General features: G+C 73.8%; 22 protein-coding genes. 10 read left to right on the top strand and 12 right to left on the bottom strand.

Annotated features, from left to right (window positions below; genetic code table 11):
* Positions 1–62 precede the first annotated feature (62 nt).
* The 4 genes from AB0O07_RS02440 to allB all read right to left on the bottom strand — a co-directional run bounded on the left by AB0O07_RS02440 (position 63) and on the right by allB (position 4,809).
* Positions 63–755, bottom strand: a complete 693-nt coding sequence (locus tag AB0O07_RS02440; RefSeq protein WP_365625581.1) for a response regulator transcription factor — start codon at positions 753–755, stop codon at positions 63–65.
* Positions 752–1,984, bottom strand: coding sequence for a histidine kinase (locus tag AB0O07_RS02435; RefSeq protein ID WP_365625578.1), 1,233 nt, complete (start codon positions 1,982–1,984; stop codon positions 752–754). The genes AB0O07_RS02440 and AB0O07_RS02435 overlap by 4 nt, the downstream gene beginning before the upstream one ends.
* A gap of 261 nt (positions 1,985–2,245) precedes the next feature.
* Positions 2,246–3,454 carry an allantoicase gene (gene alc / locus AB0O07_RS02430; protein ID WP_365625575.1) on the bottom strand — a complete coding sequence of 403 codons (1,209 nt, stop codon included), beginning with the start codon at positions 3,452–3,454 and terminating at the stop codon, positions 2,246–2,248.
* Between the two features lie 2 nt (positions 3,455–3,456).
* On the bottom strand, positions 3,457–4,809 hold the full coding sequence (allB, locus tag AB0O07_RS02425; protein WP_365625572.1) for an allantoinase AllB: 1,353 nt from the start codon (positions 4,807–4,809) through the stop codon (positions 3,457–3,459).
* A 312-nt stretch (positions 4,810–5,121) separates the two neighbouring features.
* On the opposite strand from allB, the gene AB0O07_RS02420 reads away from it, so the two are divergent.
* Positions 5,122–5,931, top strand: a complete 810-nt coding sequence (locus AB0O07_RS02420) for an IclR family transcriptional regulator (protein WP_365625569.1) — start codon at positions 5,122–5,124, stop codon at positions 5,929–5,931.
* A 231-nt stretch (positions 5,932–6,162) separates the two neighbouring features.
* Here the strand turns inward: AB0O07_RS02420 and AB0O07_RS02415 are convergent, their stop codons facing one another.
* Positions 6,163–6,483: a DUF5955 family protein gene (locus tag AB0O07_RS02415; protein ID WP_365625566.1), complete on the bottom strand. Its 321-nt coding sequence runs from the start codon at positions 6,481–6,483 to the stop codon at positions 6,163–6,165.
* Positions 6,484–6,751: 268 nt separating this feature from the next.
* Between AB0O07_RS02415 and AB0O07_RS02410 the strand changes: the two genes are divergently transcribed.
* The 4 genes from AB0O07_RS02410 to AB0O07_RS02395 all read left to right on the top strand — a co-directional run bounded on the left by AB0O07_RS02410 (position 6,752) and on the right by AB0O07_RS02395 (position 10,902).
* The gene (locus AB0O07_RS02410) at positions 6,752–7,456 is read left to right on the top strand and encodes a nucleotidyltransferase family protein (protein ID WP_365625563.1); all 705 of its coding nucleotides are present in this window, start codon (positions 6,752–6,754) and stop codon (positions 7,454–7,456) included.
* Between the two features lie 113 nt (positions 7,457–7,569).
* The gene (aceB, locus tag AB0O07_RS02405; RefSeq protein ID WP_365625560.1) at positions 7,570–9,201 is read left to right on the top strand and encodes a malate synthase A; all 1,632 of its coding nucleotides are present in this window, start codon (positions 7,570–7,572) and stop codon (positions 9,199–9,201) included.
* A gap of 63 nt (positions 9,202–9,264) precedes the next feature.
* The gene (locus tag AB0O07_RS02400; protein WP_365625557.1) at positions 9,265–9,873 is read left to right on the top strand and encodes a TIGR03086 family metal-binding protein; all 609 of its coding nucleotides are present in this window, start codon (positions 9,265–9,267) and stop codon (positions 9,871–9,873) included.
* Positions 9,874–10,143: 270 nt separating this feature from the next.
* Positions 10,144–10,902, top strand: coding sequence for a chitosanase (locus AB0O07_RS02395; RefSeq protein ID WP_365627919.1), 759 nt, complete (start codon positions 10,144–10,146; stop codon positions 10,900–10,902).
* A gap of 66 nt (positions 10,903–10,968) precedes the next feature.
* On the opposite strand, the gene AB0O07_RS02390 is transcribed toward AB0O07_RS02395, so the two are convergent.
* Genes AB0O07_RS02390 through uraD form a run of 3 tightly spaced genes read right to left on the bottom strand, consistent with a single transcriptional unit; the run spans position 10,969 to position 14,344 of the window.
* Positions 10,969–12,357, bottom strand: a complete 1,389-nt coding sequence (locus AB0O07_RS02390; protein WP_365625554.1) for an 8-oxoguanine deaminase — start codon at positions 12,355–12,357, stop codon at positions 10,969–10,971.
* Between the two features lie 59 nt (positions 12,358–12,416).
* Positions 12,417–13,427 carry a factor-independent urate hydroxylase gene (pucL, locus tag AB0O07_RS02385; RefSeq protein ID WP_365625551.1) on the bottom strand — a complete coding sequence of 337 codons (1,011 nt, stop codon included), beginning with the start codon at positions 13,425–13,427 and terminating at the stop codon, positions 12,417–12,419.
* 5 nt (positions 13,428–13,432) lie between these two features.
* A complete protein-coding gene (gene uraD, locus AB0O07_RS02380) occupies positions 13,433–14,344 on the bottom strand; it encodes a 2-oxo-4-hydroxy-4-carboxy-5-ureidoimidazoline decarboxylase (protein ID WP_365625548.1) in 912 nt (303 codons plus the stop codon).
* Positions 14,345–14,625: 281 nt separating this feature from the next.
* Here uraD and AB0O07_RS02375 point away from each other — a divergent pair, with 281 nt between their 5' ends.
* Positions 14,626–16,029 carry a glycoside hydrolase family 43 protein gene (locus AB0O07_RS02375; protein ID WP_365625546.1) on the top strand — a complete coding sequence of 468 codons (1,404 nt, stop codon included), beginning with the start codon at positions 14,626–14,628 and terminating at the stop codon, positions 16,027–16,029.
* A gap of 24 nt (positions 16,030–16,053) precedes the next feature.
* Here the strand turns inward: AB0O07_RS02375 and AB0O07_RS02370 are convergent, their stop codons facing one another.
* From AB0O07_RS02370 to AB0O07_RS02355, 4 genes are all read right to left on the bottom strand, one after another.
* Positions 16,054–16,410, bottom strand: coding sequence for a helix-turn-helix domain-containing protein (locus AB0O07_RS02370; protein WP_365627916.1), 357 nt, complete (start codon positions 16,408–16,410; stop codon positions 16,054–16,056).
* A 71-nt stretch (positions 16,411–16,481) separates the two neighbouring features.
* On the bottom strand, positions 16,482–16,796 hold the full coding sequence (locus AB0O07_RS02365) for a thiamine-binding protein (protein ID WP_365625543.1): 315 nt from the start codon (positions 16,794–16,796) through the stop codon (positions 16,482–16,484).
* A 118-nt stretch (positions 16,797–16,914) separates the two neighbouring features.
* A complete protein-coding gene (locus AB0O07_RS02360) occupies positions 16,915–17,418 on the bottom strand; it encodes a peptidylprolyl isomerase (RefSeq protein ID WP_365625540.1) in 504 nt (167 codons plus the stop codon).
* A gap of 225 nt (positions 17,419–17,643) precedes the next feature.
* Complete coding sequence (locus tag AB0O07_RS02355) at positions 17,644–18,102, bottom strand: MarR family transcriptional regulator (RefSeq protein ID WP_365625537.1); 459 nt, start codon at positions 18,100–18,102, stop codon at positions 17,644–17,646.
* A gap of 282 nt (positions 18,103–18,384) precedes the next feature.
* Between AB0O07_RS02355 and pcaH the strand changes: the two genes are divergently transcribed.
* Genes pcaH through pcaC form a run of 4 tightly spaced genes read left to right on the top strand, consistent with a single transcriptional unit; the run spans position 18,385 to position 22,479 of the window.
* A complete protein-coding gene (pcaH, locus tag AB0O07_RS02350; RefSeq protein WP_365627913.1) occupies positions 18,385–19,107 on the top strand; it encodes a protocatechuate 3,4-dioxygenase subunit beta in 723 nt (240 codons plus the stop codon).
* Positions 19,107–19,727, top strand: coding sequence for a protocatechuate 3,4-dioxygenase subunit alpha (pcaG, locus tag AB0O07_RS02345; protein WP_365625534.1), 621 nt, complete (start codon positions 19,107–19,109; stop codon positions 19,725–19,727). The genes pcaH and pcaG overlap by 1 nt, the downstream gene beginning before the upstream one ends.
* Positions 19,724–21,178 (top strand): 3-carboxy-cis,cis-muconate cycloisomerase, encoded by a 1,455-nt coding sequence (gene pcaB / locus AB0O07_RS02340; RefSeq protein WP_365625531.1) that lies wholly within the window; start codon positions 19,724–19,726, stop codon positions 21,176–21,178. Before pcaG ends, pcaB begins: the two co-directional genes overlap by 4 nt.
* Positions 21,175–22,479, top strand: a complete 1,305-nt coding sequence (pcaC, locus tag AB0O07_RS02335) for a 4-carboxymuconolactone decarboxylase (protein ID WP_365625528.1) — start codon at positions 21,175–21,177, stop codon at positions 22,477–22,479. The genes pcaB and pcaC overlap by 4 nt, the downstream gene beginning before the upstream one ends.
* Positions 22,480–22,484: the final 5 nt, after the last annotated feature.

The raw sequence follows: 22,484 nt of genomic DNA, 5'->3' as shown, positions 1-22,484 counted from the left end.
GGTGCCCCGGGCGCGCAACCCACGAGCGTGCCCCGGGCGCGTGAACCGGCTCCCGGAGCGGGCTACTCCTCCCCCGCCAGGCCCGCGTCATGGACCAGGAGGGCGATCTGGACCCGGTTGTTGAGGTCGAGCTTGGCCAGGACGCGGGAGACATGGGCCTTGACGGTGGGGACGCTCATGTAGAGCCCGGCGGCGATCTCCGCGTTGGAGCGGCCGTGTCCGACGGCGAGCGCGACCTCCCGTTCCCGCTCCCCGAGGACCGTGAGCCGGTCCGCCGCGCTCCGCCGCCGGCGCGCTGCACCGTCGCCCGGCGGGAACCCCGGCTCCGTACCGCCGCCCGCGACATGGGTCATGAGCTGCCGGGTGACGGCGGGCGAGAGCACCGGATCGCCGGCCGCCACCCGCCGTACGGCGGTGACGATCTCGGCCGGCGGGGTGTCCTTGAGGACGAACCCGGCGGCCCCGGCGCGCAGCGCCCGCACCACCTGTTCGTCGGCGTGGAAGGTGGTGAGGACCAGGACCTCGGGGGCGCCCGAGGTCCGCCGGAGCCGTTCGGTGGCGGTCAGCCCGTCCACCGCCGGCATCCGGATGTCCATGAGGACCACGTCCGGCGCGCACCGTGCGACCAGGTCGGGCACCTCACCGCCGTCGGCCCCCTCCCCCACGATCTCGATGTCGTCGGCCCCGCCGAGCATGAAGGTCAGCCCGGCCCGGACCAGGGGGTCGTCGTCCACGATGATCAGCCTGATGGTCATACCGCCCACGGTAGCCAAGCGCGGACGGCGAATCCGCCGTCCCCGGTCGGTCCGTGCTCGAACCTGCCGCCCGCCAGCGCGGCCCGCTCGGTCAGCCCGATCAGCCCCTGCCCCGAGGAGGGCACCTTGACGACCTCGCCGGTGGGCGCGGTGTTGCGGACCTCGACGGTGAGCCCGTCGCCGGGGCCGCCGCCGACCCGGACGGTGGAGCCGGTGCCGGGGGCGTGTTTACGGGCGTTGGTCAGCGCCTCCTGGGCGATCCGGTACGCGGTGCGGCCGACGGCGGCGGGCACGGCGGCCGGCTCGGCGACCCGGTTGTCGAGGGCGACGTCCATACCGGCCCTGCGGGACTCGGCGATCAGGGTGTCGAGCGTGGCCAGGGTGGGCTGGGGGTGTTCGCCGTCGTCGCCGTCCGGGGCGCGCAGCACCCCGATGATCATGCGGAGGTCCTGGAGCGCCTCATGGGCGCTGTCCCGGATCACCCCGGCCGCGCGGGCGATCTCGGGCGCGGGGGCGTCCGGGCGGAACTCCAGGGCGCCCGCGTGGACGCTGAGCAGGGTGAGCCGGTGGGCGAGGACGTCGTGCATCTCGCGGGCGATGGCCTCGCGGGCCAGCCGCTGGGCCTGCTCGGCGCGGAGCGCGGCCTCGGCCTCGGCCCGCTCGGCCCGCTCGCGGAGCGCGACGACGAGCTGGCGCCTGGCCCGTACGAGCATGCCCCAGCCGACCGGCAGCAGGGTCACGATCGCCGTCGCGACGAGCTGGAAGGTGAGCGATGTGCCGGGGTCGGGGCGGAGGTAGAGCTGGCCGACCCCGGCGGCCAGGCCCAGCCCGAAGACGACGGCGACCGGCCGGAAGGGCCGGTGCACGGCGACGGAGAAGAGCGCGACGGTGGCGGCGCCGCCGGCCAGCGGGGCCACCGCGCTGAGTACGGCGAGCGCCGCCCCGAGCCCGACCGGCCACCGCCGCCGCAGCCAGAGGGCGGCGCAGGCGAGGACGCCCGCGAGGATGTCGAGGCCCTGGGCGAGATCGGATTGGTCCGCCTTGGCGATCTGGCCGAGGGTGAGCGTCGCCATGCCGGCGGCGAGCAGGAAGAGACAGGTGTCGATGGCCCAGTCGCGCACGGTACGGCGCGGCGGCGCCTCGCCCCCGTCCCCGGGCAGGCGGGGGCCGCGCTCGCCGGCCAGTTCCGCGGGGAGCAGCCAGGGGTGGTCCGTACGGGTCGCACTCATACGGAGAACATAGGCGCCCGGGCCGGACACGGGACGCCCGCGCCCGGCGCCCGATACCAAAGTCACGGCTTTCCCGGCTTCGGTCGCGCGCGCCACGACTTTCGCCGGTGCCGGGCCGTGTCCGGAACCGGTGCCGGGCCCGGCGCCGGCTGAGGGAGGCCGGGGCCGGGCCCGTGGAAGGCCCTCCGCGCCGCCCCGCACGGTGGCGGTCGCGGTGGGCCCGCTGGTTCCCCGGGGCGCCCGGGGCCATCCGTCCCCGGGCTATCCGTTCAGCTCCTGGTGGCGGGCGGCGAGGCGGGCGGCGCCGCGCTCGGTGAGGGAGCCGAAGAGGCGGAGCCGGGAGATCCCGCCGTCGGGGTAGATGTCGATCCGTACGTCGGTCGCGACCACCGGCTCCGGCAGGACGAAGCGGTGGTTGGTGTCGGGCTGGAGCCGGGTGCGCGGCAGCACCTCGGTCCAGCCCTCCGCCTCCGTACCCCCGTCGCCCCCGGCGCCCGCGCCCCCGCCGTCGCCCGCGTCCCGTACCGACAGCCTGGCCCAGCCGGCCGCGTTGCCCTTGAGGTACGCCGTGTCGATCTCGACGGCGCGGATCTCGCCCTGCGCGGCGAGCCGGTACCGGATCCAGTCGTTCTCCAGGTCGCGGCGGCGCCGGGTCTCCCAGCCGTCGTCCATCTTCTGGGAGCGCCCCGGGCAGATGGTGTTGGCCGGGGAGGAGTAGAAGCGGTCGGAGGCGTCCTCGGCGGTGCCGCCGTTCTCCAGCGCGAGCAGGTCGAAGGTGCCGAGCGCGGTGAGCCACCCGGGGTCGGGGACGACCTCGCCGTGCACCCGGAGCCGGGCGATGCCGCCGTCGGGGTGCTGGTTGACCCGCAGGTGGGTGAAGCGGCGCTCGGTGTCGACCGCGAAGCCGTTGGCGGCGTGGCCGCCGACGGCGGTACGGGGCACCAGCACCGTCCAGGCGACGCCCGGGTCGAGCAGTTCCTCCGGGGAGGGCGTGCCGGGCAGCGCGACCGCCTCGATGGAGACGGACTGCGGGTAGTTGCCCCGGAAGTGCGCGGTGTCGACGACGATGCCCCGGATCACGCCGGGGGTGCCGAGCCGGACCAGCGCCCAGTCGTGGTCCTCGGCGCCGGGGTGCGGCGCCTTGGCGGCCGTGCCGCGCCGCCGCCGGGTCTCCCAGCCGTCCATGACCTTGCCCTTGTGGCCGAAGTGCTCCGGGTCGAACTCGGCGGGTCCGGGCTTCAGCAGGTTCTCCCGCTCGGCGAAGAACTCGTCGTTGGCCGCCACCACCCCGCCGCCGAGCCGCCGGTCGGCGAGGTCGGGGAGGTGGGTGAAGGGGAGGTCCTCGGAGCGGTGGTCGGCGTACGGGTCGCCGCCGGCGTAGGGGCGGGCGTCGCCGGTGAAGCGCGCTTCGGGGAGCCGGTCGGCTCCGGGGTGCTGGGCGGAGTCGGAGTGCTGAGGAGCGTCGGACACGGTCAGTTGTTCCTTTCGAGCAGTCGTCCTGAGGGGCCGGCGAGGACGCCGTCCCGGTGGATCGGGGTGCCGCGCAGCCAGGTGGAGGTGACGACGCCGTACAGCGTCCGGCCCGCGTACGCCGTCACCTGGTTGCGGTGGTGGAGCCCCGCCGGGTCGACGGTGAAGCTCCGGTCGGGCGCGAGGACGGTGAAGTCGGCGTCGCGGCCGGCCTCGATGGCACCCTTCCCGGTGAGCCCGGCGAGCGCGGCGGGGGCGGTGGACATCCAGCGGGCGACGTCCTCCAGGGTGTGGCCGCGCCGGCGGGCCTCGGTCCAGATCGCCGGGAGGCCGAGCTGGAGGGAGGAGATGCCGCCCCACGCGGTGGAGAAATCGGGGGTCTTGAGGTCGGTGGTGCACGGGGAGTGGTCGGAGACGACGCAGTCGATCGTGCCGTCCGCGAGCCCCTGCCAGAGCGCGTCCTGGTTGGCGGCCTCGCGGATCGGCGGGCAGCACTTGAACTCGGTGGCCCCGTCGGGGACCTCCTCGGCGGTGAGGGTGAGGAAGTGCGGACAGGACTCCACGGTGATCCGGACGCCCTCGCGCCTGGCCTCCGCGATCAGCGGCAGCGCGTCGCTGGAGGAGAGGTGCAGTACATGGACCCGGGCGTCGAGCCGCCGGGCCTGGGCGATCAGATGGGTGATGGCGGTGTTCTCGGCGGCGCGCGGGCGGGAGGCGAGGAAGTCGGCGTAGGCGGGGCCGCCCCGGGCGGGCGCGGCGGCCAGCTCGTGCGGGTCCTCGGCGTGCACGATGAGCAGCCCGCCGAAGCCGGAGATCTCGGCGAGGGAGACGGCCAGCCGCTCCTGGTCGAGTTCGGGGAACTCCTCGACGCCGGACGGCGAGAGGAAGCACTTGAAGCCGAAGACCCCGGCGTCGTGGAGCGGGCGCAGGTCCTTCACGTTGCCGGGTACGGCGCCGCCCCAGAACCCCACGTCGACATGGGCCTTGGGGCGGGCCACGTCCTGCTTGACCCGGAGGTGGGCGGCGGTCGTGGTGGGCGGCAGGGAGTTGAGCGGCATGTCGAGCAGGGTGGTGATCCCGCCGGCCGCCGCGGCGCGGGTGGCGGTCCAGAACCCCTCCCAGGCGGTGCGGCCCGGGTCGTTCACATGGACATGGGTGTCGACGAGCCCGGGGAGGACGACCTGGTCCCCGGCGTCCTCGACCACCGGGGCCGGGCCCGAGGCGCCGTGCGGGGGCTCCGCGTCGTACGGGAGTACGGCGGCGATGGCACCGTCCGCGACGGCGATGGTGGCGGGGCGCGTCCCCTCCGGCGTGACGACGCGCGTGCCCCTCAGCAGGAGGCTGACCTCGGACATCCGTACTCCTCACTGGCCCCGGGGGCCTCGCGGGACCTGGCAGAACAGGGCGGGACAGGGCGTAGCAGAGTGGAACAGGGGGCGGTACAGGGCGGAACAGGGTCTATCATTTCCGTAGCGTGAAATTTTCCTTCCGCCAGACAGAACACCCTACTCAGCCGGGACGGCCGCGCAACCCCCGGACACACACCACTTGACCGGCGGAGACGTCCGGAGCCGGGCGGGGACGTCCCCTCGCCCCGGCCATCCGCCGTTTCGGCGCGTCCGGTATAGGCTGCCCTTTCGTCCGCCCGCCCCGAAAGGACCGTTGACGTGCCGTCGTCCAGCGCCAGCAGCACCGACGCCGCCAGATCAGCCACCGGCGCCGGTGGCGTCCAGTCCCTTGAGCGCGCCTTCGACCTGCTCGAACGCATGGCGGACGCGGGCGGCGAGGTCGGGCTCAGCGAGCTGTCCACGGCCAGCGGCCTGCCCCTGCCCACCATCCACCGGCTGATGCGCACCTTGGTGGCGTGCGGTTACGTACGCCAGCAGGCGAACCGGCGGTACGCGCTGGGGCCCCGGCTGATCCGGCTCGGCGAGTCCGCTTCGCGGCTGCTGGGCACCTGGGCCAGGCCGTATCTGGCCCAGCTCGTCGAGGAGACCGGCGAGACCGCGAACATGGCACTGCTCGACGGCGACGAGGTCGTCTATGTCGCGCAGGTGCCCTCGAAGCACTCGATGCGGATGTTCACCGAGGTGGGCCGCCGGGTGCTGCCGCACTCGACCGGGGTGGGCAAGGCGCTGCTCGCGCACATACCGCCCGCCGAGGTGCGCGCCCTCCTCGCCCGCACCGGGATGCCGGCCGCCACCGAGAAGACGATCACCACGCCGGACGGCTTCCTGGCGGCGCTGGAGACGGTGCGCAGGACGGGGTACGCGATCGACGACAACGAGCAGGAGATAGGGGTCCGCTGCCTGGCGGTCCCGGTGCCCGACTCCCCGACCGCCGCCGCGATCTCCATCTCGGGCCCGGCGGGCCGGGTGACGGAGGAGGCCACGGAGCGGATCGTGCCGGTCCTGATGGAGGTGGCGCGGGACCTCTCGACCGCGCTGGCGAACACGTCGGCGGGGCAGCAGGGCTGATCACGGGGCGGGAACGCGGCCGGTCCCGGGGCAGCGGGCCGGCGAGGCGGGGCTGCCGGGCGACGGGGCCGCCCGGAGACGGGCCGGTCGGAGACGGGGGCCGCCCGGAGACGGGCCGGTCGGAGACGGGGGCCGCCCGGAGACGCGGCCGGTCGGCCGGGCCACCCGTACCACCGGCACCACCCGTACCACCGGCACCACCCGTACCACCGGCACCACCGGTGCCGCCGGTCAGCAGGGCGGGCGCGGGGCGGCACCGAAGAGGTCGACGGCGTCCCGTACCTCCATCAGCGCGGGCCCCAGGGCGCTGACCGAGCCGATCGACCCGACGATCAGCAGCAGCGAACGGCGCATCCGGGCGGTCTCCGGGCTGCCGCCCGCCACCATCGCCGCGAGCGCGGCGAGTTCGTCCTCGGCTATCGCCCGGTCCCGGAACTCCGCCGGGTAGACGGCGAGTTCACGCCGGAGCCGGGCCACGGCGGCCCGCAGCCCCTCGACTCTCAGCTCCTCGCCCCGCTCCGCCACCGGCGCTTTCCCCACGCTCCGCAACAACGCTCCCCCTCGCTCGACTGAGCAGCACTCCCTGCTCGACTGAGCAGCACTCTCTGGACGGTTCCCCCTCGGCGGTGGTCAATCGCCGGGGTTCGCGGGCAAGTTAACGCCATCGCGGAGGGTAGGCGCCACTCCACGGACCGAATACGGTGGGAAGAAGGCCGTCCTACGGAAGGATTTCCCGGTGATCGTCCGCGCACGCGGAAGCTTCACCGCGCGGTGGGGTGCGCGGGGGCGTGGGGGCGCGCGATCGGGTAAGCAGGGAACCATGCCGGACACCCACCCCGTACACCCCGTACACCCCGCACCCCCCGTACGCCCCGTGAGCCACTCCCCTGATACCGGCGCGGCCCCGCCGGCCGTCGCCGGGCTGCTGCTCGCGGCGGGCGGGGGCCGCCGGCTGGGCGGCCGGCCCAAGGCGCTGCTGGCCCACCGGGGCCGCCCGCTGGTCGAGCACGCGGCGCGCGTCCTGCGGGCGGGCGGGTGCGCCCCGGTCCATGTGGTGGTGGGCGCGGCGGCGCCGGAGGTACGGGAGCGGGCCGTGCTGCCGGACGCCGTGCTGGTCGACAACCCCGGCTGGGCCGACGGCATGGGCTCCTCGCTCCGCGCCGGACTCGCCTCGCTCGCGGGTACGGGCGCGGGCGCGGCCCTCGTCCTGCTCGTGGACCAGCCGGGGATCGGCGCGGCGGCGGTGGCCCGGCTGGTGGCCGCGTACCGGGGCCCCGGGACGCTGGCCTCGGCGGCGTACGGCGGGCGGCGCGGCCACCCGGTCCTGCTCGGCGCGGAGCGGTGGGCGGCGGTGGCGGCGGACGCGACCGGCGACCGTGGTGCACGCGGCTATCTGAAAGAGCACGAAGACGAGATCCTGCTCGTCGAGTGCGCGGACATCGCGGAGCCGTACGACATCGACACCGAGGCCGACCTGTCCCATCTGGAGCAGACAACCGCCCCCGACATTGAACTTCCACGATAAGGAAACTAGTATCCACAGGTCAGAAGCGCCCGGCTCCGCCGGCGCGCTCGTCGCTACGCCGGTCGCCACGGCGCCCCATGCCCGCCGGCGCCGCTCGTGAAGGAGTGACAGTCATGTCCGCACCAGCGTCCTCACCGCTGGCCATCGTCGACGCCGAACCCCTGCCGCGCCAGGACGAGGTACTGACCGAGGCGGCCCTCGCGTTCGTGGCGGAGCTGCACCGGCGGTTCACCCCACGCCGTGACGAGCTGCTGGCCCGCCGGGGCGAGCGGCGCGCCGAGATCGCCCGTACCTCCACCCTGGACTTCCTGCCGGAGACGGCCGCCGTCCGCGCGGACGACACCTGGCGGGTCGCCCCCTCCCCGGCGGCGCTCGACGACCGGCGGGTGGAGATCACCGGGCCGACCGACCGCAAGATGACGATCAACGCGCTCAACTCGGGCGCACGGGTCTGGCTCGCCGACTTCGAGGACGCCTCCGCGCCCACCTGGGAGAACGTGGTCCTCGGCCAGCTCAATCTGATGGACGCCTACCGGCGCCGTATCGACTTCACCGACCCGCGCACCGGCAAGTCGTACGCCCTCAAGGACGCCGCCGAACTGGCCACCGTCGTCATGCGCCCGCGCGGCTGGCACCTCGCCGAGCGCCATCTCGTGGTGGACGGCGAGCCGGTGCCGGGCGCCCTGGTCGACTTCGGGCTCTACTTCTTCCACAACGCCGGGCTCCTGACCGAGCTGGGCAAGGGCCCGTACTTCTACCTCCCGAAGACGGAGTCCCACCTGGAGGCGCGCCTCTGGAACGACATCTTCGTCTTCGCCCAGGAGTACCTGGGCATCCCGCAGGGCACCGTCCGGGCGACCGTGCTCATCGAGACGATCACCGCCGCGTACGAGATGGAGGAGATCCTCTACGAGCTGCGCGACCACGCCTCCGGGCTCAACGCGGGGCGCTGGGACTACCTCTTCTCCATCGTGAAGAACTTCCGGGACGGCGGCGCGAAGTTCGTCCTGCCGGACCGCAACGCGGTCACGATGACGGCGCCGTTCATGCGCGCGTACACCGAACTCCTCGTCCGCACCTGCCACAAGCGCGGCGCGCACGCGATCGGCGGCATGGCGGCGTTCATCCCCTCGCGCCATGACGCGGAGGTCAACAAGGTCGCGTTCGAGAAGGTCAGGGCCGACAAGGACCGCGAGGCCGCCGACGGCTTCGACGGCTCCTGGGTGGCCCACCCGGACCTGGTGCCGATCGCGATGGCCTCCTTCGACGCGGTCCTCGGCGAGCGCCCGAACCAGAAGGACCGGCTGCGCGAGGACGTCTCCGTCGCCGCGGGCGATCTGATCGCCGTCGACTCGCTGGACGCCCGCCCCACGTACGAGGGGCTGCGCAACGCCGTCCAGGTCGGCATCCGCTATATCGAGGCATGGCTGCGCGGGCTGGGCGCGGTCGCGATCTTCAACCTGATGGAGGACGCGGCCACGGCGGAGATCTCCCGTTCGCAGATCTGGCAGTGGATCAACGCGGGCGTGGAGTTCGAGCACGACGGGCGTACGGTCCGGGCCACCCCGGAGCTGGCCCGCGCCCTCGCCGCCGAGGAGCTGACGGCGATCCGCGCCGAGACCGGCGAGGAGGCCTTCGCGGCCGGCCGCTGGCAGCAGGCGCACGACCTGCTGCTCACGGTCGCGCTGGACGAGGACTACGCGGACTTCCTCACCCTCCCGGCCTACGAGCAGCTCCGCGGCTGAGCGATTCGGCCGGGCGATTCGGCCGGGCGATGAGTCCGGGCGGCTCCGGCGGTCTCTCTCTGTATGGACACCACAGAGGACATCAGGGACAGCACGCCGGAGCCGTTCGACCTCGCCCCCGTCTGCCGGGAGACGGCGCGGGTGGCGGCCGGGATCACCGAGGAGCAGTTGGCCGGGGCCACCCCGTGTTCCGCCTACGCGGTACGGGAGGTGCTGGCGCATCTGCTCGGCCTGAGCGTGGCCTTCCGGGACGCCGCGCGGAAGGAGCCGGGCCCGACGACCGACACCCCGCCCGGCGCCGCCCTGCCGGTGCTGGATCCGGAGTGGCGCGCGGCCCTGCCCCGTGGCCTCGACGCACTCGCCGAGGCCTGGCGGGCGCCCGCCGCCTGGCAGGGGGAGACCCGGGTAGGCGGGGTCGGCCTGCCCGGCGCGGTGGCCGGGGTGGTCGCCCTCAACGAGGTGCTGGTCCACGGCTGGGACCTGGCCCGCGCCACCGGGCAGCCGTACCATCCCGCCGAACCCGGGCTCCGGGCCTCGTACGGGCTGCTGGCGCCCGGCACCCTCGGCCCGGACGCGCCGTTCGGCCCGCCGGTGCCGGTGGCCGACGACGCCCCGCTGCTGGACCGGGTGATCGGACTGAGCGGCCGGCACCCCGACTGGCGCCCCGAGTGATCTCCGGGGCCTCCTGACCGCCGGCCCTCCCCGTACAGCGGCGCCCCGTACAGCGGCCCTCCGTACAGCAGCGCCCCGCACGGCAGCGCTCCGTACAGCAGCGCCCCGTACCGCACGGTGCGTACGCCGCCCGCCGACGGGGGCCGGCGGGCGGCGGGGCTCACGTAACCTCGGGCCAGGACGGTGCGCCACCGGGGGCACCAGGGGGAAAGGTCCGCTCACGTGTTCCAGGCGCTCCGCCGTGTGCTGCTCGCTCTCGTCCTGCCGGTCCTGGCGCTCGCTTCCGGCTGTACGGCCGCGTCGGGGGCCTCGGCGGACCTGGACGACCCGGCGAAGAAGGAGACGGCGATGCGGCTGGTCTCCAGCGCGGAGAACTCCTCGCTGGACTGGAGGGCCCAGTACCGCTACATCGAGGACATCGACGACGGCCGGGGGTACACGGCGGGGATCGTCGGCTTCTGCACCGGCTGCGGGGATCTGCTGCGGGTGGTCGAGCGGTACACCCGGGCGCGGCCGGAGAACCCGCTGGCCCGCTTCCTGCCCGCGCTCCGCGAGGTGAAGGGGAGCGACGCCCACGACGGGCTCGGCAGGAAGTTCACCGCCGCGTGGCGCGAGGCGGCCGGCGACCCACTGATGCGGGAGGCGCAGGACGCCGAGCGGGACCGGATCTACTTCGACCCGGCGGTGAAGCGCGCGAAGGCCGACGGCCTGGGCGCGCTGGGGCAGTTCATCTACTACGACGCCTATGTGATGCACGGGTACGCCGACGCGAAGGGCACCGTCGGCTTCCGCACCATCCGCGCCGAGGCGCTCGCGGAGGCGGACCCGCCCGCGCGCGGCGGCGACGAGACGGAGTATCTCGACGCGTTCCTGGACGCCCGGGTCGCCGCGATGCGCACCGAGCGGGGCCACCACGACACCAGCCGGATCGACACGGCCCAGCGGGCCTTCCTGGAAGCGGGCAACCTCGGGCTCCGGCCGCCGCTGTCCTGGAAGGTGTACGGGGACACCTACCGCATCGGCGGGTGAGCGCACGCGCGGCCCGGGGCCCGGGGCCCGGGGCCTGAGGCCTGAGGCCTGCGGTAGGGCCCCCGGTCACCCCCCGGCGGCGAGCGTGGCGAGCCGGCGGGCCTCGGTGCGGGTGACCCGGGCGAGTTCGTCCTCGTCCACGGTGGTCAGCCGGCCGTCCTCGACCACGGGCTTCCCGTCGACCAGGGAGAGGGTGACGGGCGCGGGGGCGCCCAGCACCAGCGCGGCCACCGGATCGGCGATGGACGCGTGGGCGAGGGTGTCCATCCGCCAGAGCACCAGATCGGCGAGCTTGCCCGGTTCGAGCGACCCCAACTGGTCCGCCCGGCCCAGGACCTGGGCTCCGCCGTACGTGCCGAGGCGGAGCGCCTGACGGGCCGTCAGGGCCCGTTCCCGGTGCGGACCCAGCCGGCTGACCAGCAGGGTGTTGCGCAACTCGGTGTGGAGTTCGCCGGATTCGTTGGAGGCGGTGCCGTCGACCCCGAGGCCGACCGGGACCCCGGCGGCGAGCAGGTCGGGGACGCGGGCGATCCCGGCCGCCAGGCGGGCGTTGGAGGAGGGGCAGTGGGCGACCCCGGTGCCGGTCCGGGCGAAGGCCGCGATGTCGGCGTCGTTCATATGGACACAGTGGGCCATCCACACATCGGGGCCGAGCCACCCGGTCGACGCGAAGTACTCCGTGGGCCCCATCCCGAACCGCTCCGTACAGAACCGCTCCTCCTCCACGGTCTCACTGCCGTGGGTGTGCAGCCGCACCCCCTTGCGGCGGGCCAGCTCGGCGCCCTCGCGGAGGAGTTCGGTGGAGACGGAGAACGGCGAGCAGGGCGCGACGGCGATCTGCGTCATGGCGTCGAAGGAGGCGTCGTGGTGGGCGTCGATGGTCTCCTCGGTCGCGGCGAGCGCGCCGTCCAGCGTCTCGACGGCGAAGTCCGGGGGCAGCCCGCCGGCCGAGACGCCGAGGTCCATGGAGCCCCGGGCGAGGGTGAACCGTACCCCCGTACGCGCCGCGGCGCCGATGATGGCGCCGGAGAGGTCGCCGGAGCCGCGCGGGTGGACGTAGTGGTGGTCCATGGCGGTGGTGACCCCGCCGCGCGCCATCATCGCGAGGGAGCCGCCGGCCGCCGCGCCCACCATCGGCTCGTCGATCCGGGCCCAGGTCGGGTAGAGCGCGACCAGCCAGTCGAAGAGGTGGTGGTCGGTGGCGAGGCCCCGGGTGAGCCACTGGTAGAAGTGGTGGTGGGTGTTGACCAGGCCTGGGGTGAGCAGATGGCCGGTGCCGTCGACCCGGCGGACGACCCCGGCCAGACCTGCGGGGGCGGGCCCGGCGCCGACGGACTCGATCCGGTTGCCCGCGACGACGACATGGCCCGAGGCGTACTCGGTGCCGTGCGCGTCGACGGTCGCGACGGCGCAGTGCTCGATGACGGTGCGTGCGGCCGCCACGGCGGTCTCCATGGCGGTCTCCTCGGGGGGCGCGGGCTCGTGCGGGCCCATGGGGTGGTTCACGGGGCGGCTCACAGGGTGGTCAGGTCGTCCGGTATGAGCTGCTCGGCGCCCTCGCGCAGCACGGTCGCCTCGATCAGGCCGTACGGGCGGTCGGCGGCGAGATAGACGGCGCCGTCGGCCGACTCGTTGGTCAGCCCGAAGGGGGTGAGGTCGGCGAGGAAGTGGTGCTTGTTGGGGAGCGAGAAGCGGATCTCGTCGATCTCCGGACGGTGCTCGATGACCCGGGCACCCATCTGGTACAGGGTCTGCTGGAGCGAGAGCGAGTACGTCTCGGCGAAGGCCCGCAGGATGTGCTCCCTGGTCCGCGCGTACGAGGCGTCCCAGTCGGGCGGGGTGCCTTCGGGCGGGGTGCCTTCGGGCCCGGTGCCGTCGCCGCCGGTCCAGGAGTGGCGCCAGCGGGCGGAGACTTCGGTGGCGAGGATCCGGTCGTACGCCTCCTTGAGGGTGGTGTACCGGTCCTTGGCGTACCCCCAGAACTCGGAGTGCGTCGAGTTCAGCACGGTCAGGTCCTTGAGCCCGGAGACCACCTCCCAGCGCGCGCCGTCGAAGGTGATCTGCGCGACCCGCGTCTCCTGCCCCTTCCGGACGAAGGAGTGCCCCGGCCCGCCCCCGGCCCGCTCCCACGCGTACTCCTCGATCCGGATGCGCGCCCGGTGGATGGGCTCCTGGCTGGTCACGAAGTGCCGGGCGAGGTGGATGCCGAACTGCTCGGCGGATTCGATGCCGTACTCCTTGGCGAACGCGTACACCGTGTTCTTGGTGGTGTCGGTCGGCAGGACATGGGTGTTGGAGCCCGAGTAGTGGACGTCGTCCAGGTCGCCGGAGAGCGAGACGGAGACGTTCAGGTCCTTGATGTGGTGGGTGTCGCCGTCCCGGACGATCCGGACGACGCGGTTCTCCGCCTTGCCGTACTGGTTGGAGCCGATGCGGGCGGCGGAGCCGGTGGGCCCGGTCCGGGGCACGGCGCCGGTGCGGGTCGCCGGGCGTGCCCCGCCGGAGGGGCCGGAGAGGTCGGTCATGGGCGCTAGCTCCCTCGGTATACGGAGTAGCCGAACGGGTTGAGGAGCAGGGGTACGTGGTAGTGCTCGCCCGGGTCCACGGCGAAGGCCGCCGTCACTTCCGGGAAGAACGGCGCGCCGCCGTCCCGGTGTGCGAGATACGGCCCGGTCGCGAAGGCGAGCCGGACGTGGGCGGTACCGGGCGGGGGCGCCGGCAGCCCCGTACAGCGGCCGTCGGCGTCCGTGACGGAGCCGCCGATGACGGACCACTCGGAGTCGTCCCCGTCGGTACGTACGGAGAGGGTGACGGCGACGCCGGCGGCGGGGCGCCCGGCGCTGGTGTCCAGGATGTGCGTGGATACGGTGCAGAAACTTTCGGCGGCGGCAGGGTCCTCCGCGTACTCCGCACCCTCCCCGTACTCCCCGCCCTCCGCGAGCAGCCCGGCGAGCCGGATCCGGTTGATCTTCCCGAGTTCCGTACGGGCCACCTCCCGCTCCCGGTCCGGCGGGTGGCCGAGCCGGGTGAGCAGGGCGTCCCGCATCTCCTCGGCGGTGGCACCGGTGGCGCAGATCAGGAAGACATGGCCGAAGCGTTCCTCGTACGCGGCGTTCAACTCGGCCATATCGGCCCTGAGCCGCGCGCCGGCCCCGGCCATCCCGCGCTGCTCCCGGGCCGAGCGGGCGTCGCCCGGGTCGGGGCGCCCTATCCGGGGGTGCCCGGCCAGGGCCTCGGTCAGTTCCGCGCCGGTGAGCCGGGCGGTCGCGGTGTCTCCGGCGGCGAACAGGGCGTCCTCGGTGGCGTACGGGCGCCCGGCGAGCACCGCCCGCCCCCACCCGGGCGCCGCGCACACCTCGCGGAGCGCGGCCAGGGCGGCGGTGTCGGGGGCGGTGTTGAACCGTTCGAGGCCCGGCACCGGCCGGGCGGGGGACGTGGTCACAGCGGGGCCTCCGTGGGGCGCGGGGGCGGTGCGGATGCCGTGCGGGCTGCGCCCAGCTAACGCCCTTCGGCGAGGAAGGTCAACACTTTGTTGAACCGGCCCGTGCGGCGCGTCCGGCCGAGGACCGTCCAAACGATTGACGTGGACACGGCCACCCCCTACCTTCCTTCTGATCGATTTCCCGAACCTGGTTCGATATTCCGAACAGGCCGGGATGTAACGGTCCCGAACGCCGTACGTCACTCACCCGCTCCGTGCCCGCACGCCACCTGGAGACCCCCATGAGTGCACGCCCCCAGCCCCAGCCCTCCCGCCGCACCGTCCTCGGCATGGCCGCCGCCACCCCGCTCGCCATGACCGGCGCGCTGACCGGCGCGCTGAGCCTCGCCGCCGGGACCGCCCACGCCGCCGACTCGGCGTACGTGATGTGCTACTTCACCGAGTCGCCGAACGGCGACGGCACCGACTACGGCCTCCACCTCGCCGTCAGTACGGACTCGCTCAACTGGTCGCCGCTCAACCAGAACAACCCCGTGGTGACCCCGACCTCGGGCGCCCTGGGCCTGCGCGACCCGTTCATCCTGCGGAAGCAGGACGGCACCTTCGTCGTCGTCGCGACCGACCTCAAGGGCACCGACTGGAACTACGTCAGCCAGTACGTCCATGTGTGGAACTCCACCGACCTGCGCACCTTCACCGGCTACCACCGCCTGAAGCTCCACGACATGAACACCCACTCCTGGGCCCCCGAGGTCTTCTGGGACGCGGGGCGCGGCCAGTACGCGCTGATCTACTCGGCGGTCAACAGCACCGGACACAACGTCATCATGGTGAACTACACCACCGACTTCGTGACGGCCTCCGCCCCGCAGGTCTTCTTCGACCCGGGGTACGACGTGATCGACGGAAACATGACGGTCGGCGTCAACGGCGTCAACTACCTCTACTTCAAGAAGAACCAGACGCTGGTGGGCGCGCGCTCGGCCTCCCTCGACCCGGGCAGCTTCGCCGAGTTCACCGCGGGGGTCGCCCAGGGCGGCACCGAGGCGCCGGAGGTCATCAAGTCGCTGACGTCCAACACCTGGTACCTCTGGGGGGACACGTACACCCCCAACGGGGTCTTCTACGCCTGGCAGACCACCAGCCTGGCCGCCGGCACCTGGAGCGCGCTCGACCAGCGGACGTACACCCAGCCGGTCAACTCCAAGCACTGCGGCATCGCGACGATCACCGCGACGGAATACAGCAACCTGCTCGCCGCGTGGGGCGCGCCGACCTGGAACCGGCTCAAGTCGTACAACTATCCGGCCCGTTACGTCCGCCACTCCAACAACGTGGGCCGGATCGACACCTACCCCTTCGACCCGTACGCGGACTCCCAGTGGCAACTGGTCCCGGGGCTCGCGGACGGCTCAGGGGTCTCGTTCCGGTCGGTCAACTACCCGGCGCGCTATCTGCGCCACTACAACTACCAGCTCCAACTGGACGCGAACGACGGGACGTCGACGTTCGCGGCGGACGCGACGTTCTACCGTACGGCGGGGCTCGCGGACTCCGGCTGGGCGTCCTTCCGCTCGTACAACAACCCGACCCGGTACCTCCGCCACTCCGACTACGTGCTGCGCATCGACCCGGTCTCGTCCACGGTCGACCAGCAGGACGCGACGTTCCGGGTGGGCTACTGACGGCTGCGGCGCGGGCCCCGGCCGTCACGGGGCGGGATCATCCGCCGCCCCGTGCTCGCGTGCCCTGGCCCGCTGTTCGTCGGCGTAGTTGAGGTAGTTGTAGACGGTGAAGCGGCTGACGCCGAGCGCGGTCGCCACCGTCTCGACACCGTGCCGTACGACGAAGGCGCCGCGCGCCTCCAGGCTCCGTACGACGGACTGCTTGGTCTTCCGGTCCAGCTCGGCGAGCGGCCGGCCGTGGCCGCGCTCCAGCGCCGCCAGGAGGTGGTCCAGGGATTCCGCGAGCCGCGGCAGCCGTACGGCGACGACGTCCGCGCCCTCCCAGGCGAGGACGACATCGTCGGGCCCGGCTTCCCCGACCGGCACCATCCGCCCGCCCATGGCATCGACCAGCGGCCTGACCGCCGCGACGAATTCCTGACCGCCCTGCCCCGCCTGCCCGGCCGCCCCGCTCACCGGCCACCGTCCGCGACGGCGCCGCCCTCCGGGGCACCCCCGCTCCCCGTCCCGGTCCCGCTCCCGGTCCCACCCCCGGCCACATTGACCTGGAGCGAGATCCGGGTGGCGCCGGCCGCGAGCGAGCGGCGCAGGAGGGTGTCCACCGCCGCTAGTACGGCGTCGGCGCCGCCCTCCGCGGTGGTGCCGAACGGGCCGACATCCACCGCGTCGAGCCGCGCCTCCTCGACGGCCTCGCGCGCCGCCACCGCGTGCGCGGGCGGCTCGTCGAGGTCGAAGGGCTCGGTCGTGAACTCCACCCTCAGGCGCACCGTGGACCCACCGCCTTCGCTGCCTTCACCGCGGAAAGCCCGGCGGGTCCCGCTGCGGCCGTTCGGGTGTCCCGGTGCCCGGTGCCCCGGGCACGTGCTCGGGAGACGACCTTAGCCGTTACGCGGCCGGGACGGCACCGGAGGCGGCGATGGTGATCTTGGCCGAGGTGGCACCGGCGCGGGAGCCCAGCGACTCGATCTTCTTGACCAGGTCCTGGCCCTCGACGACCTCGCCGAAGACGACGTGCTTGCCGTCCAGCCACGACGTCACCACGGTGGTGACGAAGAACTGCGAGCCGTTGCTGTTCGGGCCCGCGTTGGCCATCGAGAGCAGGAACGGCCGGTCGTGCTTGAGCTGGAAGTTCTCGTCGTCGAACTTGTTGCCGTAGATGCTCTTGCCGCCGGTGCCGTTGCCGGCGGTGAAGTCACCGCCCTGGAGCATGAAGTCCGGGATGACCCGGTGGAAGCTCGACCCGGCGTAGCCGAAGCCGTGCTCGCCGGTGGCCAGCTCGCGGAAGTTCTGGGCGGTCTTGGGAACGACGTCGTCGAAGAGACGGAAGACGATGCGGCCGGCCGCCTCGCCGTTGATCGTGATGTCGAAGTACACGTTGTCAGTAGTCATGGCCCCCATTCTGTCAAAAGCCTCACCGCCCACCCCGACCGCCTCCGCCCGGCCCCGGAACGCAAACCTCACGCGCCGCCCCCGCCACGGGCGGCGCGCCTTACGGACGATGCCCGTCGCAGACCGCGCGGTGGGGCAGCCCGGGGAGGTAGGTCTTCCATTCGGACGGTGACAGTCCGGTGCCGACACGCCGGCACACGGCGTCGTCCGCCTGCGCCGGGCCGGTCAGTAGACGGCCGGGGTCGTCGGGTTGCGGAGGGATTCGGCCGCGGTGGAGACGCGCTGGAGGAGGTCGAAGAAGACGGTCTGTTCGTCCGGGGTGAGCGGGGCCAGGAAGACCTGGTTCATGCGGGCCGCGCGCACGGCGAGTCTGCGGTGGGTCCGTACGCCCTCCTCCGTGGGGCGGAGCAGGGAGCGGCGGCCGTCCTGGGGGTCGCGCACCTTGTCGACCAGGGCGCGGCGGTTCAGCCGGGTGATCACCTCGGCGATGGTGGAGCGGTCCAGGCCCACCCGTTCCCCGGCGGTGCGCTGGTCCAGGCCCGGCTCCGCGACCAGGGCGTTGAGCACGGCGAACTGCGGCGAGGTGATCTCCTCGGAGACCATCGTGGTCCACAGCAGGTAGTGCGCCTGCTGGAGGCGACGGGCCAGATGCCCGGGGTGTGTGGTCAGGTCCACCGCGGCCATACGCGCTCCTGGTGATTTCGTTGGTGCACTGAACGATACCCCGCCGCATGCGCTCGCCGTGCACCCCTTGACGTGCAATGGCGCGGGTGGCAGCTTGAGTGAAGCTTTCCGCAGATAGTCAGTGCCCTGAGTATCAGGGTATCTTGCCTGTCCTGCGTTCCGCGTCCCGTACCGTACCTACGGAGCCGTTTCATGCCCCATGCGCCTCATACGTCCCCTGATCGCCCCGCTCTCCGTCCTCCCCTGCCCGACGGGCTGAGCCAGCGCGAGATCGACGCCGCGATGGCCACGGCGGCGGCCGCACCGGGCGCGTCCGGTGTGCGGCACCATCCGGCGCGCGACTATCCGCCGTACCGCAGCAGCCACCTCCGCCATCCCAGGCAGCCGCTGATACCGGTCCGGGACCCGGAGGCCGTGGAGCTGTCGGGGCCCGCGTTCGGGGTCACGGATGTCACGGCGCTCGACTCCGATCTCACCCGGCACCACCAGGGCGAGCCGCTGGGCGAGCGGATCACCGTCACGGGGCGGGTGCTCGACCGGTCGGGGCGGCCGGTGCGGGGGCAGCTCGTGGAGTTGTGGCAGGCCAACGCCTCCGGGCGGTACGCGCACCAGCTCGACCAGCACCCGGCCCCCCTCGACCCGAACTTCACCGGGTTCGGCCGCTGCCTCACGGACGACCAGGGCACCTACCGGTTCACCACCGTCAAGCCGGGCGCGTACCCGTGGCGCAACCACGTCAACGCCTGGCGCCCCGCCCATATCCACTTCTCGCTCTTCGGTACGGCGTTCAGTCAGCGCCTCGTCACCCAGATGTACTTCCCGGGCGACCCGATCTTCCCGTACGACCCGGTTCTCCAGTCGGTGACCGACGCGGCGGCGCGGGAGCGGCTGGTGGCGGCGTACGACCATGACCTCTCCGTCGCCGAGTGGTCCCTCGGCTACCGCTGGGACATCGTCCTCGACGGGCCCGGAGCCACGCTCTTCGAGGAAGGCGGCGACCACTGATGTCCGCACAGACCGAACAGAACGCACGGGCCGGAGACGGCGGGACCGGGGTGCTTCCGCCCACGCCGTCGCAGACCGTCGGGCCGTTCTACGGGTACGCCCTGCCCTTCGCGGGCGGCGGCGAGATCGCCCCGGCCGGACACCCCGACACGCTCACGCTGCACGGGTACGTGTACGACGGCGCCGGCCACCCCGTGCCCGACGCGATCGTGGAGACCTGGCAGCCCGCGCCCGACGGCTCGCGCACCGGGCGGCCGGGATCGCTGCGCCGGGACCCGGTCACGGGCCGGGCCGTCGGCCGCAACGGGGTCGACTTCACCGGCTTCGGGCGGGTCGCGACGGACGCGGACGGACACTGGGCGGTCCGTACGCTGCCGCCGGGCGGCGTCCCGTACATCAGCGTCCTCGTCTTCGCGCGCGGGCTGCTGCACCATCTCCACACCCGGGCCTATCTGGCGGATGCCCTCGAAGGCGCCGGGGGCGACGCGGTGCTCTCCTCGCTGGACGCGGAGCGGCGCGCCACGCTGATCGCCACCGCCGAGTCCGCCGCGCCGCGCACGTACCGTTTCGACATCCGCCTTCAGGGCGAAGGGGAAACGGTCTTTCTGGAGTTCCGGTGAGCGACGACATCATCTCCGGGCCGCTCGATGCCGGGCCGCTCGATGCCGGGCTGCTCGCGCCGGGGCGGGCCGGCTCCCCCGCCGAGGCCGCCACCGGGGACCCGGCGTTCCTGCGGGCGATGCTGGACGCGGAGGCCGCGCTGGTCCGGGCCCAGGCGGCGGTGGGGCTCGCCCCCGCCGAGGCGGCGCGGGCGGTGGGCGCGGTCTGCGCCGCGGCCCGGCCCGATGTACGGGAGCTGGCAGTGCGGGCCCGGAGCGGCGGGAATCCGGTGATCCCGCTGGTGGCCGATCTGACCGCCGCCGTGCCCGCCGCCCACGCGCCGTACGTGCACCGGGGCGCGACCAGTCAGGACATCCTGGACACGGCGGCGATGCTGGTGGCGGCCCGGACGCTGGGGCCGGTCCTCGCCGATCTGGAGCGTACGGAACGGGCGTTGGCCCGGCTGGCGGCGGAACACCGCGACACCGTGCTGCCGGGCCGTACCCTCACCCAGCACGCGGTCCCGACGACCTTCGGGCTGAAGGCGGCCGGCTGGCGCAGCCTGGTGCTGGACGCCCGTGACCGGCTCCGTACGGTACGGGCCGGACTCCCCGCCCAACTGGGCGGCGCGGCAGGGACGTTGGCCGCCTTCGACGCGTACGGCCCGGAGGCGGGGGCAGTTGACGCCGGTGATGCCGGGGGCGTCGGGGACAGTGGCGCGGGGGCGGACGCGATGCGGTTGCCCGGGGTCTTCGCCGCCGAACTCGGCCTGGCGGAGCCCGCGTTGCCCTGGCACACGCTCCGTACCCCGGTCGCTGATCTCGCCGCCGCGCTCGCCTTCACCACCGGTGCGCTCGGCAAGGCGGCGGCCGATGTGCTCACGCTCTCCCGCACCGAGATCGGCGAGGTGGCGGAGGGCGCCGGGGGCGGCTCCTCCGCGATGCCGCACAAGGCGAATCCCGTACGGGCCACGCTGATCGCCGCCGCGGCCCGGCGCGCACCCGCCCTCGCGGCGACCCTGTTCGGCTCGCTGGCCGCCGAGGACGAACGGCCCGCGGGCGCCTGGCACGCCGAGTGGGAGCCGCTGCGCGAACTGCTGCGGCTGGCGGGCGGCGCGGCCCGGGACGCGGCCGAACTCGCGGAGGGGTTGCGGGTGGACGCCATCGCTATGCGGCAACACCTTGAACTCACTGGCGGGTTGATCGTCTCGGAGCGGCTCTCGGCCGTGCTGGCACCGCTGTTGGGGCGCGCCCGCGCGAAGGCACTGCTCACCGAGGCGGCGCGGCGCGTCCGTACGGAGGGCGCCCCGCTCGCCGAAGTCCTCGCCCCAGCGCTCGGCCGAGCCCTCGCGGACGAAAAGGACCTCACGGGACGGGACTTCGGCGGGATCGACCTCGCCGCACTCACCGACCCCACCCGGTACACCGGCAGCGCCGGTGCCCTCACCGACCGTGCCCTGGAGCGACGTTGACGACTTCGGACCACCCCGCGCCCACCCCCGCACCCCTGCTCCACCACCGCGTCGAAGGCCCTCCGTCCGCTCCCCCGCTTCTGCTCGGTCCCTCGCTGGGCACCTCGATGGCGCTCTGGGACCGGGTGGCGCCCGAACTCTCCCTCACGCACCGGGTCGTACGGTGGGACCTGCCCGGACACGGCGGCTCCGACGCCTCGCTGGTCGGCCCGGGGGCGACCGTCGCCGACCTCGCGGGGCTCGTCCTGGCGCTCGCCGACGCGCTCGGGCTCGAACGCTTCGCGTACGCCGGGGTCTCGCTCGGCGGCGCCGTCGGACTCCACCTCGCGACGCACGCCCCGGAGCGGGTGGCGCGGCTCGCCGTGGTCTGCTCCTCGGCACACTTCGGGGGCCGGGAGCCGTGGGAGGAGCGCGCGGCCACCGTACGCCGGGACGGGATGGGCGGGATCGCGGAGAGCGCGCCGGGGAGGTGGTTCACCCCGGGGTTCCTGGCGGCAGAGCGGCAGCCAGGGCGGGGGCAGGCCGCCGCCCTGGCGGAGGGGCAGGCCGAGCCCCTGGCGGGGCGTCTGCTGGCCGACGTACGGGGGACCGACCCGGCGGCGTACGCGGCCTGCTGCGATGCGCTCGCCTCGTACGACCTGCGCGGCCTGCTCCCCACCGTCGCCGCGCCGACCCTCGTCCTCGCGGGCCGGCTGGACCCGGCGACGCCGCCCGCGCACGCCCGCGAGATCGCGGACGCGGTGCCCGGCGCCACCCTGGTCGAGCTGCCCGGCGCCGCGCATCTGGCGCCCGCCGAGTGCCCGAAGGCGGTGACGGCCGCGCTGCGCACCCACCTCGGGGGCGCGCCGGCCTCCGGGATGGCCGTGCGCCGCGCGGTGCTGGGAGAGGCGCATGTGGCACGGGCGCAGGCCGGGACGACCGCGCTCACGGCGCGTTTCCAGGACTTCATCTCGCGCTACGCGTGGGGCGAGATCTGGACGGACCCGACCCTCACCCGGCGCGAGCGCAGCATGATCACGCTGACGGCGCTGGTGGCGCACGGCCACTACGACGAACTGGCGATGCATGTGCGGGCCGCGCGCCGCAACGGGCTCACCCCGGAGGAGATCGGCGCGGTGCTCCTCCAGTCGGCGGTCTACTGCGGCGTGCCCGCCGCCAACTCCGCGTTCGCGGTGGCCAAACGGGTCCTGGCGGAGGAGCCCCCGGCAGAGGCCCCGGAAGCCCCGCACACCACGCGAACCCCGGAAGCCCCGGAAGCCCCGGAAGCCCCGGAAGCCCCGGAAGCCCCGGGGAACGCGTAACCCAG

Origin of the sequence: Streptomyces sp. NPDC093085, assembly GCF_040683935.1 — a bacterium.
Lineage (GTDB): Bacteria > Actinomycetota > Actinomycetes > Streptomycetales > Streptomycetaceae > Streptomyces.
This window is presented reverse-complemented; position numbering and strand designations above follow the sequence as displayed.